Origin of the sequence: Microcoleus sp. MON2_D5 (assembly GCF_036701905.1) — a bacterium.
Lineage (GTDB): Bacteria > Cyanobacteriota > Cyanobacteriia > Cyanobacteriales > Microcoleaceae > Microcoleus.
Genome location: NZ_JAUBRM010000081.1, coordinates 16,172 through 29,205 on the forward strand (window position 1 = coordinate 16,172; position 13,034 = coordinate 29,205).

12 protein-coding genes are annotated in these 13,034 nt (G+C 45.3%); 9 read left to right on the plus strand and 3 right to left on the minus strand.

Annotated features, from left to right (window positions below):
* Positions 1 to 219 precede the first annotated feature (219 nt).
* The gene (locus QUA47_RS24205; protein WP_190656501.1) at positions 220 to 936 is read left to right on the plus strand and encodes an actin-binding WH2 domain-containing protein; all 717 of its coding nucleotides are present in this window, start codon (positions 220 to 222) and stop codon (positions 934 to 936) included.
* A 29-nt stretch (positions 937 to 965) separates the two neighbouring features.
* On the plus strand, positions 966 to 1,676 hold the full coding sequence (locus QUA47_RS24210) for a hypothetical protein (RefSeq protein WP_333432635.1): 711 nt from the start codon (positions 966 to 968) through the stop codon (positions 1,674 to 1,676).
* Positions 1,677 to 1,868: 192 nt separating this feature from the next.
* On the opposite strand, the gene mutS is transcribed toward QUA47_RS24210, so the two are convergent.
* Complete coding sequence (gene mutS, locus QUA47_RS24215; protein ID WP_333432636.1) at positions 1,869 to 4,496, minus strand: DNA mismatch repair protein MutS; 2,628 nt, start codon at positions 4,494 to 4,496, stop codon at positions 1,869 to 1,871.
* A 655-nt stretch (positions 4,497 to 5,151) separates the two neighbouring features.
* On the opposite strand from mutS, the gene QUA47_RS24220 reads away from it, so the two are divergent.
* The 4 genes from QUA47_RS24220 to QUA47_RS24235 all read left to right on the plus strand — a co-directional run bounded on the left by QUA47_RS24220 (position 5,152) and on the right by QUA47_RS24235 (position 8,696).
* Positions 5,152 to 6,318 carry a zinc-dependent alcohol dehydrogenase gene (locus QUA47_RS24220; RefSeq protein WP_333219036.1) on the plus strand — a complete coding sequence of 389 codons (1,167 nt, stop codon included), beginning with the start codon at positions 5,152 to 5,154 and terminating at the stop codon, positions 6,316 to 6,318.
* A gap of 27 nt (positions 6,319 to 6,345) precedes the next feature.
* Positions 6,346 to 6,555: an acetyltransferase gene (locus QUA47_RS24225; protein ID WP_333219038.1), complete on the plus strand. Its 210-nt coding sequence runs from the start codon at positions 6,346 to 6,348 to the stop codon at positions 6,553 to 6,555.
* A 371-nt stretch (positions 6,556 to 6,926) separates the two neighbouring features.
* Positions 6,927 to 7,781 carry a manganese catalase family protein gene (locus tag QUA47_RS24230; protein WP_333432637.1) on the plus strand — a complete coding sequence of 285 codons (855 nt, stop codon included), beginning with the start codon at positions 6,927 to 6,929 and terminating at the stop codon, positions 7,779 to 7,781.
* A gap of 228 nt (positions 7,782 to 8,009) precedes the next feature.
* Positions 8,010 to 8,696, plus strand: a complete 687-nt coding sequence (locus QUA47_RS24235; RefSeq protein WP_333432638.1) for an HAD family hydrolase — start codon at positions 8,010 to 8,012, stop codon at positions 8,694 to 8,696.
* Positions 8,697 to 8,730: 34 nt separating this feature from the next.
* On the opposite strand, the gene QUA47_RS24240 is transcribed toward QUA47_RS24235, so the two are convergent.
* Both QUA47_RS24240 and QUA47_RS24245 read right to left on the minus strand, forming a co-directional pair.
* Positions 8,731 to 9,891, minus strand: coding sequence for an AAA family ATPase (locus tag QUA47_RS24240; protein ID WP_333432639.1), 1,161 nt, complete (start codon positions 9,889 to 9,891; stop codon positions 8,731 to 8,733).
* 15 nt (positions 9,892 to 9,906) lie between these two features.
* Positions 9,907 to 10,710: an RNA ligase family protein gene (locus QUA47_RS24245; protein ID WP_333432640.1), complete on the minus strand. Its 804-nt coding sequence runs from the start codon at positions 10,708 to 10,710 to the stop codon at positions 9,907 to 9,909.
* A gap of 123 nt (positions 10,711 to 10,833) precedes the next feature.
* Here QUA47_RS24245 and QUA47_RS24250 point away from each other — a divergent pair, with 123 nt between their 5' ends.
* From QUA47_RS24250 to hpxZ, 3 genes are all read left to right on the plus strand, one after another.
* Entirely contained in the window at positions 10,834 to 11,703 is an 870-nt protein-coding gene (locus QUA47_RS24250; protein ID WP_333432641.1) for a prohibitin family protein, read from the plus strand.
* Between the two features lie 236 nt (positions 11,704 to 11,939).
* Positions 11,940 to 12,359 (plus strand): peptidylprolyl isomerase, encoded by a 420-nt coding sequence (locus QUA47_RS24255; protein WP_333024554.1) that lies wholly within the window; start codon positions 11,940 to 11,942, stop codon positions 12,357 to 12,359.
* Positions 12,360 to 12,450: 91 nt separating this feature from the next.
* The gene (hpxZ, locus tag QUA47_RS24260; RefSeq protein ID WP_333432642.1) at positions 12,451 to 12,837 is read left to right on the plus strand and encodes an oxalurate catabolism protein HpxZ; all 387 of its coding nucleotides are present in this window, start codon (positions 12,451 to 12,453) and stop codon (positions 12,835 to 12,837) included.
* The last annotated feature ends 197 nt before the right edge of the window (positions 12,838 to 13,034 follow it).

Consider the following 13,034-nt stretch of genomic DNA (forward strand, 5'->3'; position numbering starts at 1 on the left):
ACGAAATGACTATCAAATGACCTTTTTGGATACAATTTGGAGACAATGTGACTAGAATTTGACTAGAAATATCCAGCCGATAGTTAATAGCGGTAAGGTGCGCGGCCCAAGAGCACCCTACATAATTAGGTTCTGTGTAAGTCCTGTATCTGCAAGAATAAGTGGTTAACATAGAGTGCCCTGATTTGACAAGATTGCCAAGCGCACTCAGCTTGAGTTATGACTGATTCGGAGTCGCATCAGTCACAAGGAGGGCCCGTGAAATATTTTTCAGTAGTAATGTATTTGCTGCGGGAACGGCAACAGTTTCTCGAAGAAATTCGCCAAGGTGTCAAGCTCAAATCTAAAATTTTCGGTTTGTTGATTTCTAGTACCCTATTTTTTGGCATTTACGGAGCGATATTAGGTGCATCTAGTACGTGGATGCAATGTCTGGTTTCAGCAATTAAGTTGCCAGCACTTTACCTGCTGACGCTGATTATCTGCTTTCCCACACTTTACTTTTTTAATGTCATGTTTGGTTCAAAACGAACTTTTGAGCAGTATTTGACATTGTTGATGACAGCGATGGCGATGATTAGCGTTTTGCTGTTTGGATTTGCACCTGTTAGTTTGTTTTTCCTCATAAGCAGTACCAATTACAATTTTTATCTGGTGCTGAATGTTGCTATCATGGCAATCACAGGATTTTTGGGAGTAAGTTTCATTTATCAAGGAATGCACTTTCTTTCAGAACAAGATGCGGAAGGCAAAGACATCAGGCTAAATATTTTGCGCTTCTGGTTGGGACTTTATGCGTTTGTTGGCAGTCAATTGGGATGGACGCTAAGACCGTTTTTTGGCGCACCGGGACAAGCTTTTCAACTGTTCCGAAACCGAGACAGCAATTTTTATATGAGTCTGTGGCAATCAATTATGTCTCTGGGAGGATCGTAATTAATCCCAATTTAAGGAGATTTTAAAGAGTGATACAAGCGGATTTGGATGAGTTAAAAATTCCTGAGAAGGAGTTGGAGGATTTGAGCGGAATAGCTTTGAGCGACGGTTTTGCAGCGGATTTTTACCGACCTGCGGCACTCCGGGACGGCAAAAAGCTGTTTTCTCTTTTGTTGAATGAGTTGCTGATATTTTGTGTGACATTAGTTGTTTCGCTGCCTGTTGCTTTACTGGCTAATAAACATAATGTTGGTTCATTTAGCGATGCTGAAATATTTGTCCGGGTTTTACAAATAACTTTGGGTTTGTCCCTGGCGATTACTGTTGCTTGGAATGTCTATAAATGGGTTAAGGCCAAGCCTCTGGCAACGCTGGCGGGTCTGCTGGATGAAGTTGAGAAGTATCATGAGGTTATTCAGGCTTTAGATATTATCGATCGCCTAACGGCTGCTGGCAATTTACAAGCCAATTTAATTAAGCGAGGAGATGCAATTGAAGCATTAAAAATTACTAGAGAAAGTTTAGTTTGTGCTTTGAAAACAGAAAGGATTCTTAGGGAAAATCAGCAATTTATCGGCCGCCGTTACGAGCTATTTGCTAATATTGAAAGTAATTTGGCTGCTTTGATGGCGCTGGATGTGAGCGATCGGGCGACTGAATACGGGCGATTGCTAAATGAGGCGCTAGAAATTGGGATGAGCGTGCACAAAGAGGTAAGAAAGTTGCAAAATGGACGTTAGAGTTGTTGCAGAGTTCCTGGTTTGTTGTAAAAGTAGTAACTGAGATCTTGCACCATGCTCAAGAACAGGCAGGATGCCTGTTCCACAAAAATTAAATTTTCTTGTGGGGTGGGCATCCTGCCCGCCCCTGAAAGGCTTATTGAAAATGGTGGAATATAGAAGTTACTACAAATTTTTTTACCACCGCAAATTTCAATCCTCAAAAATATCCAACTGTTCGCCCTCACACTCTTTTTTGCCATCTTTTTTAACACCTTTCCTCAGCCCGATCGCAATTTTGCTATGTTTCTCAATCTGCTTCATCACCTGTCTCGCCCTGTCAATCACCGACGGTGGCAAACCGGCCAATCTCCCCGCTTCAATTCCGTAAGATTTGTCAGCACCTCCCGGCTGAACTTGGTGCAAAAATACGATTTGATCCGGCAATTCTTTGACTGTCACCTGATAATTTGCGACATTATCTAAAATAGAAGCTAACTCATTTAACTCGTGATAGTGAGTCGCAAAAATTGTCCGCGCCCGAATCTCAGTTGCTAAATATTCTGCTACAGACCAAGCAATCGAAAGTCCGTCAAACGTCGCCGTTCCCCTGCCAATTTCATCTAACAAAACCAATGATTGCGGCGTCGCGTGATTGAGAATATTTGCAGTTTCGTTCATTTCCACCATAAAGGTAGATTGACCAGTTGCCAAATCATCTACTGCGCCGACGCGGGTAAAAATGCGATCGCAAATTCCCAAACTCGCCGCTTTCGCCGGCACATAACTGCCCATCTGCGCCATTAACTGAATCAAACCCACCTGCCGCAAGTAGCAGCTTTTCCCGCTAGCATTCGGCCCGGTTAAAATAATTAAATCTGGGCGGTTTAACGATTCTTCCCGACCCAAAAAAGCAGAATTAGGTACAAAAAATCCCGGCGGCAAAGACTTTTCCACCACAGGATGACAACCTTCAATAATTTTAATTTCCCGACTTTCTGTCATAGTCGGGCGGCAGTAATTCTGGTAAACTGCTACTTCTGACAAACCGCACAAAACATCCACCGCCGCCACGGCGCGAGAAACGTTGCGAATAATTTCGGCGTGTTCTCCTACCTCCGCTCGCACTTGAGCAAAAATATCGTATTCCAATTGATTTAAATCTTCCCGCGCTGTCAGAATTCGCACTTCCCTTTCTTTTAATTCTTCAGTGCTGTAGCGTTCTTCATTGGTGAGAGTTTGTTTGCGGGTGTAGTCCTTCGGCACTTGGTCTACTTTCGATTTGGTAATGCTGATGTAATAGCCGAAAGCTTTATTGTAGCCTACTTTTAAATTAGAAATTCCGGTGCGTTTTCTCTCAGTTGCTTCTAAATTTGCAATCCATTCTTGGTCGGCTGATGCAGTGTGGCGCATTTCATCTAGCATGGGATTGATTCCCGCTCGAATCAAACCACCTTCTTTTAAATGAATCGGCGGTTCATCAACTAAATGAGCGTGAATTTTAGTTGATAATTCTTCTAAAATTGGCGGTACATTTTGCAGCGCTTTCAAATAGGGCGAGATCCCTTGGGCTGCGATCGAGGCTAATGCCGGCAGTTTTCCGAGAGAATCAGCTAAAGCGACCAAATCCCGCGCGCTAGCTGTTCCCGAACCGGCGCGGCCGGTCAGTCTTTCGATGTCGTAAATGTGGCGCAGCAACTGCTGCAAATCTTGGCGCAGGGCGTTATTTTCTACTAATTCTTGAATCGTGTCGTGTCGGGCGCCAATGCCTTTAATGCTGAGCAAAGGTTGCAGCACCCAGCGGCGCAAAGCGCGGCCTCCCATTGCGGTGCTGGTTTTGTCTATAGCCCACAGCAGCGAACCGTGAAAAACCCCATCTCTCACTGTTTGAGTAATTTCGAGATTGCGGCGGGTTTGGTAGTCGAGTATGAGAAAATCGGTGAGAGTGTAAGTGTGCAATCTTTGCAAAGAAACTGCTTTTTCCTTTTGAGTTTCTTCGAGATATTGCAACAAACCGCCGGCGGCGCGCACTGCGAGGGAAAGGTGCGCGCATCCCATGCCTTCGAGCGATCGCACTTTGAACTTTTGCAGGATTCTCTGTTTTGCTTCGGACAAACTAAACGGAATTTGCGATCGCAAAGAATAGCAAAACGAATTCGGCAAACACTCTGGTAAATGCTCTGATTTCTCTCCAGGCCTCAACATAGTCACCAAATCCGGCGCATTAGTCGGTACCAAGACTTCCGAAGGCTGCAAACGCAGCAATTCTAGGGTTAATTGTTCTAAACTGTCTGCTTGGGTAGTGACGAATTCTCCCGTAGAAATATCTGTATAAGCTAATCCCCAATGTTCCCCAGCGATGACGACTGCTGCTAAAAAATTATTTTGTCTGGGTTTGAGCATTCCGTCATCTGTCAAAGTTCCGGGAGTGAGAATGCGGGTAATTTCTCGCTTGACTTGGCGGCCTTCTTTAGCAGCAATCGAGGCATCTTCCACTTGGTCGCAAACTACCACAGCATAGCCTTTTTCTACTAACATTGACGTGTAGCGATCGAGGGCGTGGTGTGGCACTCCTGTCATCGGCACTCTGCCGATTTCTTTGCCGCTTTCTTTACTCGTACAAACAAGTTCTAATTCCCGCGAAATCGTAACTGCATCTTGGAAAAAACACTCAAAAAAATCTCCGACTCGAAACAATAAAAGTGCGTGGGGATACTGTTCTTTCACTTCCACATACCGCTGCATCATCGGAGTTAGCTTGGTGAATTCTAGTAGGCGGTGGTCGGCATTGCGGATGTTGGCTTGATTGGGGTCTGTTGGGGTAGATGCAGTGTAAGGCATAAAAGGCGATCGATAAATTTTAATCTTTAACAACTTTAGCGCAAGCTCGGCTTTTAGCTCTAACTAATATACAATATTTGACGATTAATCCTCCTTAAGCAGGGTGCGTGATTCTCAATATTGGGAAAGAGTGTTGAGCTATACAAAAGTCACGCACCCTACTTAATAATCGATAAACCCGCTTTTAGTTGAGAATTTTTAGGTCGCTACTTATCTCATGTGAGGTATTAGAACCGCTGTAGTGAGGTTAAGGGCGAAATTTTTATCACTTGTGAGAGGGGAGCGCTCGGCGATCGACAAAAACAATCTCATCCATCTCGCTGTTAGCTGTTATGGCAGAAGGAAGAAGGAAGAAGGAAGAAGCAAGGATTTCAGCAATTAAGAGCGTCCTAACCGTCGGGCGTGGTTGCTATAAATGTTGGTGGTTAACAGAACAATGGGAAATCTCCCGCACTTTAGTTGGAGGATAAACTTTACATTTTTGTTATTGAAAACAGCCGGAAGATAGATTTATAAATTATACCTCGGATAGAGAGAGAATATATTTTATATGCTTAAAATTAAAACATCCAAGCAGATAATTTATCGGCGTAGTAAATTTAAGATTTAGAATCAAAAATCTGCTAGCTAGTAGTTAACTAGAGGAAAAAAAATAATGAAAGCTCTTTGCTGGCACGGGGCAAATGATGTGCGAGTTGATAATGTACCAGACCCAACAATTATCAACCCGCGCGATGCAATAGTTAAAATCACGTCTACAGCAATCTGCGGCTCAGATTTGCACCTTTATAACGGCTACATCCCGACAATGCAATCGGGCGACATCATGGGCCACGAATTTATGGGGGAAGTAGTCGAACTCGGCAGCGAAGTCAAGAACTTAAAAAAGGGCGATCGCATCGTCATTCCTTTTACTATTTCTTGCGGCAGTTGCTTTTTTTGCAACCGCGATTTGTGGTCGCTGTGCGACAACTCCAACCCCAATGCAGGATTGGCTGAAAAACTCTACGGTCATTCGCCGGCAGGACTGTTTGGCTTCTCGCATTTAACGGGCGGGTATGCAGGAGGTCAAGCAGAATACGCGCGGGTTCCGTTTGCAGATGTCGGCCCTTTAAAAATTCCCGACGGACTTTCGGACGAACAAGTATTGTTCCTCACCGATATATTTCCTACCGGTTACATGGCGGCCGAAAACTGCAACATTCAGCCGGGGGATACTGTAGCTGTTTGGGGATGTGGGCCGGTCGGACAATTTGCGATCAGAAGCGCGTTTATGCTGGGGGCCGAGCGAGTAATTGCGATCGACCGCGTACCGGAACGCTTGCAAATGGCGGCCGCGGCCAAAGCTGAAATCATCAACTACGAAGAAATGGACGCTGGGGAAGCCGTCACTGAAATGACGGGGGGACGCGGACCCGACTCTTGCATCGACGCTGTAGGAATGGAAGCCCACGGCACCGGTCTCGACGCTTTGTACGACAAAGCCAAGCAAGCCGTGCGCTTGGAGACCGATCGACCCACCGCCCTGCGACAAGTGATCGTAGCTTGCCGCAAAGGTGGCACAGTCTCAATTCCCGGCGTTTACGGCGGCTTCGTAGACAAAGTGCCCTTAGGTGCAGCTTTCAACAAAGGCTTGACCCTGAAAATGGGACAGACGCACGTTCACCGCTATTTGCGGCCTTTGCTCGATCGCGTTCAAAAAGGCGAAATTGACCCGTCATTCGTAATTACGCACCGAATGAAGTTGGATGAAGCGCCCCACGCCTACGAGATTTTCCTCAACAAAAAAGACAACTGTATCAAAGTTGTCCTCAAACCCTAACTCGCATTTACCCTTCAAGGAAAAACCATGCTTTTACAAGAAAAAGAATCAGGCGACTTGATAGAAATCCTCGATGTAGAGGCTTTACTCAGCCCTACAAAAAATGAAGTGCCGGGAAAAAATCAAGCTGGTCAAGAAGAGCAAGAGACAGCAACTTTTCCCAAGAGTAATTTAGTGTTTCCTTCCGGTGAAGCTCTACCGCGCTGTTGGACTGAGGAAAATTATCAAACTCATTGATTCAACTGATTCTCCCCATCCCGCTTAACAAGGGGGGGACTCGAAGCTAGGGGGATGGACACCACACATAGGTGTGCGCTAAACCTAAAAAACCGCTCTCCGATAGGGGTTAAACCCCCTGCAGGAGGGCGGTTTTGACGTGTTTTTTGACACCCGGAGGACACAGCGCTGTGTTTGTTTAAATAGAATGTACGATCGACCCAATTTAATAGAGTCTGTAGTTCGCGGGCGCGAGAAACCGCATTAAACTAAAGTGATAAAGATAACCGGGTAGGATTTAATTTCTTTATGACTAAAAGCTGATTCCCCTCCATCGGTGGCAGCGTTACAAATAATGAAAGTTGCTCAAAACTCCCTGGGAGGATTTCCCCATGTTTTACCATAAGAAGCCACTACAGTATTACAAAAGACCAGAAAAGCCAGATGCCGTTTACGCCAAGAAAATACAAGAACTAATTGGCGGTACATTTGGCGAAATGACCGTGATGATGCAGTACCTATTTCAAGGTTGGAACTGCCGAGGTCCAGCTAAATATCGCGATATGCTGCTTGATGTCGGTACAGAAGAAATCGGGCATATCGAGATGCTAGCAACTATGATTGCTCACTTGTTAGATAAAGCTCCTGTATCTATGCAAGAAGAAGGTTTCAAGGATGCTGTGGTGGGTGCTGTGATGGGAGGAAACAGCCCGCGAGATGCGATCGCCGACAGCATGAATCCGCAGCACGCCATTGTATCGGGTTTGGGCGCACTTCCTAGCGACAGCGTAGGGTATCCTTGGAACGGCCGTTATATCGTTGCTAGCGGCAATCTTTTAGCAGATTTTCGCTCGAATTTGCACGCCGAATCGCAAGGAAGATTGCAGGCTGTGCGGATGTATGAAATGTCAAACGATCCCGGCGTGAAAGACACCCTCAGTTTTATGATCGCCCGCGACACGATGCACCAAAATTTGTGGCTGGCGGCGATCGAAGATTTAGAAAGTTCGGGAATGGAAACAACACCCGTTCCGAGTTCCTTCCCGCAGGAGTTGGAAAAATCAGAATTTGCTTATCAGTTTTGGAATCATTCTGAAGGTTCCGAAAGTAGCGAGGGACGCTGGGCGAAAGGCAAATCAATGGATGGCAAAGGCGAATTTGAATATGTAGCCGATCCCCAACCGTTAGGGCCAGAACCAGTACCGCCGCCGCCTGAACCCAAATTGCACGGCACGGGCATGAAATAGGCAATCAAAAAGTTAATAGTAAGCTTGCCAGTCCACCATTGAGTAATTAAATAATTAAGGACTAAAGTGCTTACTCCCAACCTAACAAAAACTAAAGTTCTTACCACTAACCTTGGGTTAGTAGTAAGAACTTTACTCGCTAATTGGCTAATTAATTAGTTAAGGAATTCAGTCCTTACTAGACACCAGGTTTTGACAAGAAGTCTAATAACTAACCACTAATAAGTTATGCAATTGCAAGCAGTAATTCTCGATATTGACGGTACTCTGACGCTCAGCAATGACGCCCACGCTCAAGCTTGGGTAGAGGCATTTGCCGCTTACGGCTACGACGTGCCGTTTGAGAAAGTTCGCCCACTAATTGGCATGGGAGGCGACAAAGTTATACCCAAAATGGTATCAGAACTTTCCGACGAAGAAGGCGACGGGAAAAAGATTGCCCAGCGACGCAAAGAACTGATTATTAACCGCTTTTCTCCCGACCTTTCTCCAACCCCCGGTTCGCGGGATTTGCTGTTAAAAATGCAGAAAGAAGGATTGCGGCTAATTATTGCTACTTCCGCTACCACCGAAGAACTTTCCGGTTTGCTGAAAGCTGCACAAGTTGACGATTTATTGGATCAAGGGCAAGCGGCGACATCGAGTGATGCAGAAGCTTCTAAACCGGAACCGGATATTGTGGAAGCTGCTTTGAGCAAATTGCAGATGGAAGCAAGTCAGACTGTCATGTTAGCTGATACTCCTTACGATATCGAAGCTGCGGGCAAGTGCGGGGTGCCAGTAATTGCTTTTAGGTGCGGAGGTTTCGATGATGCTTCGCTGGCAAATGCTGCGGAAATTTACGATCACCCTGCTGATTTGTTGGCACATTATGACGATTCTCTTTTAGGGAAAAAGGGATTGGTAGCGCGTTGAAGAAATAAGAGCGATCGCGGGTGGATTGGCACTATTAAGCGCGATCGCTGACAATCCACTCGACTTGATGGGCTTCTGTGATGTCTGGAATATCCAGTCGCGCAGCTAACTTGTGAATGACTGCTTCCGGTACTGTTACTGTGCGCGATCGATTCCGCTGCAATATTTCTTCTAGAGGTACTTCTAGATAAACAATGCGAACTCGCGCTTGATAAGCAGCAAAAAAATCAATTAATTGCTGCCGCATTTGTTTAGTTGTATTCGTGGCGTTCCACACAAAAGAACGCCCCTCATTCATGTATTCGCGCGCTCTTTTTTTGGCGGCTGTCACCACATTTCCCGGGGTTTCGTCTGGAGGGACATTCATCTCTTTTCGCAGTGCATCCAGCGAGATTACCGGCAAATCTGGAAGTTTTTCCCGAATCCAATAATCTTTACCGCTTGCCGGCAAGCCAGACATCAAGATTACTTCGCATCGAGTATCGTCAAATGCTTCGTAATCGGGATTTCCGTTCTCTTTGCGGAAGTAGATAAATCGGCTGTGTGCTGATGGGAATTGTCGGGGAGAATCCAAACAATTATTTTCTTGACAAAACTCGCGAAATAGTTCTATTTTATCGAGCAATTCTTGTCTGTCGCTACACTGTCGGCCGCGCACGTCTGCTTCGGCTAAAAGTGCGAGAAAATCGCAGCGGACAACTTGACTAACTTTAATTACAGACTGCTGCGGGTTGGGTTTGTCGATCAGCCAGATGGGTAAACTGCCGAATTTGACGATCGCCACCACTGTTTCGCGAATGTCAAACTGCACTGGTGGCTCGAATTGAGATAAAATTTGTCTGACCATTCTCGCACCTTGGCGGGCGTGACCTTTTGAGCTAATTCTGCCGTCGGCTTCTATTTTTGTAAAGGCTGGTTTGGCGACATCGTGCAGCAAAGCGGCGGCAAAAAGTATCGATCGTTCTTTTTCGGGTAATTGCCGCCAATTCGGCGAAGATATTAATGCTTCGCAGACCATTCTGGTATGAATTAAAACGTCTCCTTCGGCGTGATAAATCGGGTCTTGCTGACATCCTCTTAAGTTTTGAATCCAATCGAAATCATTTTGAATGCTGTCCCAATCCAGAAACCAATCGGGCGGTTGGGGACAAAAGGGAAAAGTCCAAGTTGCCGATGGCGATAACAGTGCATTCATAAATTCACCTGCGGGTTAACTAAAATTAAATAAATCGGTGCCTGGACGCAGAAGATTGGGTATGATTGGGCGATTTAGCCAATGTCCTTCTGCATTTTTAATAGCTGTCAAAAAACTGGCACGCACGTATTTGTAACGCGCTTTTACTATGCCCTCTTCTTCGACTTTAATATACAAACCTTCCATAATCTCGCTCTTGTCAGTCTCTTTCAAACACCGCTCTTCATCTAATCCCACTTCCCGGCAGTACAAACGCAAGCGTTCCAAATGTCCGGGTTGAATAAAATTAGACTTTTCCATAAACTGCATCATTTGCTTGGGCGACTTCAGCACTCCAGAAAACAGCACGGGAACGGACACCAACGGCAGTCCGCTTAACAACTTGCGGCGGGATTCTGTACTCAAAAATTGACGGGTTTCTAAGTCCAGCACGTCGTACTCCATAAAATAGTGCGGCAAAAAATCATAAAAAACAGTGTGTTTCGCATAAAGCCATTCGCCGTAAAGAATGTAGCGATTTCCCAGCACTTCTCCCAGGGTTCCGCTGAGACTGAAAGCCCACTGTTTGAATAAGTTAAAATGTTTTTCCCTCGGCCCACCAGTGAGATAGTGGCCGCGACTTTGCAGCAGCATTTGTCCATCTGGTGCGAAGCTGATGCCTGTATTAGCGCCGTCTACCTTTTCTTCAATCACTGTCGGGCGATCGATCAAAACGCTAAATGGCACGCTGTCGAGGTCTTCATCGCCCGGTTGGAAACGCGAACCTTCGATGTGATAAGTTCTAGGATATTTAACAATTTTGAGCATCAGCCGATCCATTTGAGATTTGAGATTTCAGAGGCAACCCCATCCATTTTAGATTGTAATTTTAGATTTTAGAATTTAAAGGCGACCGCATCTATTTAACCATTATAATGGAATGAGAACAAAGGAGCGTGTAAGTTGAAAAATCAAAGTTTTCAGAGCATATCATCAGCAATCGCTGGGATTCTATTAGTAGGCGCGCTACTCATCGGTTTAAACTCTTTTGTCGTCATCAATCCAGGCGAAGCAGGTGTTGTCAGCGTTTTAGGAAAAGCCACAGATGGAGCATTGTTAGAGGGGTTTCACCTCAGACCCCCGCTAATATCTAAGGTAGATGTGTACGATGTAACAGTGCAAAAATTTGAAGTTCCCGCCCAAAGTGCTACTAAAGACCTTCAGGATTTAAATGCTAGTTTTGCGATCAATTTTCGCCTCGATCCTGAGAAAATAGTGGAGATCAGAAGGACTCAAGGAACTTTGGAGAATATAGTCTCAAAAATTATTGCTCCTCAGACGCAAGAAGCATTTAAAACAGCGGCTGCACTGAGAACCGCCGAACAATCTATTACTCAAAGAAGTGAACTGAAGCGAGACTTTGATACTGCGCTGAAGGAGAGGCTATCAAAGTATGATGTAATCGTGCTCGATACGAGCGTTGTTAACATTCGATTCTCCACAGATTTTGCGAAAGCGGTTGAGGAGAAACAGGTTGCTGAACAGCGGGCGCAAAGAGCTGTTTATGTGGCTCAGGAAGCAGAACAACAGGCTCAAGCTGATATTAACCGCGCTCAAGGTAGGGCGGAAGCTCAAAGACTTTTGGCTGAAACTTTGAAGGCTCAAGGCGGCGATTTAGTGCTGCAAAAAGAGGCGATCGAAGCTTGGAGAAGCGGGGGGGCTCAGATGCCAAAAGTGCTGGTTATGGGTTCAGGTTCGAGTCGAGTTCCTTTCATTTTTAATATGAGCGATATTCAGGAAGAACCCGAGCACCCGCAAGTGACCAACAATTAAAATATGACTGAGGGTAACAAACCCGGTGTCTCGGAAAATATTAGCTTTGCTAACCAGAAATCTCGCACTAAACCGGGTTTCCTCAGAAAGCCCAAATAAGTCCTATGAGAGTTGCCGGAATATGCTACACTTCTGAAAGCCACAATATAACGACAGTTTGAAACCTGTCGTTATAAAAGCGAAGTCCGCAATTAAAACGCAGGCAACACACTCATTTTAGGAAGCAAGGAAAAATCATGACCCGCGCTATTATGGAAACCGACAAAGGCACAATCAATCTGGAATTGTTCGATGCGGATGCGCCTAACACAGTGAAGAATTTTGTTGACTTGGCGGAAAAAGGTTTTTACGATGGATTGGCCTTTCACCGAGTCATTCCTAACTTTATGATTCAAGGTGGCTGTCCAAAAGGCAATGGAACGGGCGGCCCCGGCTACAAAATCAAGTGCGAAATTAACTCCAACAAACATTTGGCAGGAACATTATCGATGGCTCACGCAGGCCGCGATACGGGTGGCAGCCAATTCTTTATTTGCCATTCTCCCCAGTCTCATCTAGATGGAGTTCACACAACTTTTGGCAAAACTGAGGATATGTCTGTCGTCAATGCTATCCGCCAAGGTGACAAGATTATTTCGCTCAAAATTGAGCATTAATTCCCACTAATTAGTTTTGTTTGCAATAAGGAATAAAGTCCTTATTGCAAACAAAAATTGTGAAAGTTAAGAGTTTTCAAATCTACACTTTATGACTGTTATCAATGATTCTGCTGTGGTGGCTGAGTTAACTGAACTATATTTAAAATACGAAAAAGCTCTTTGTAGGAATGATATTGAAACTCTCGATAATTTGTTCTGGGATGCGTCGGAAGTCGTGCGGTTTGGGGTGACGGAGAACCTGTACGGGAGCGATGAGGTGAGGGCTTTTCGTAAAGGGCGATCGCCTGTAAATGTCGATCGAGAAATGTTCAACCTCAAAGTCGTGACTTTCGATGCAGACACGGCGGCGGTGACGCTGGAATTTCGCCGTGTAATGGATGGAGTGGTGCGGCTGGGGCGGCAGAGTCAGATGTGGCGGAAGTTTCCTCAAGGGTGGAAGATTGTTTCCGCTCACGTTTCTTTTTTGCCCGTGTAGATGTTAAAAGTAAGGAAACAAGAATTGTCTAAAGCAAGCGGACTTTATGACTGAATCATTCATCTTCTAGAGAAAGGTCTAATAGTTCCACTTCCAGACTTTCTTCCTCATCTTCATAATTAGGGCTTGCTGAATATATCGATCGCACTTGATGTAGCCTGGGCTATGCGATCGCGAGAGCGAGGGTAAAGTGCAAA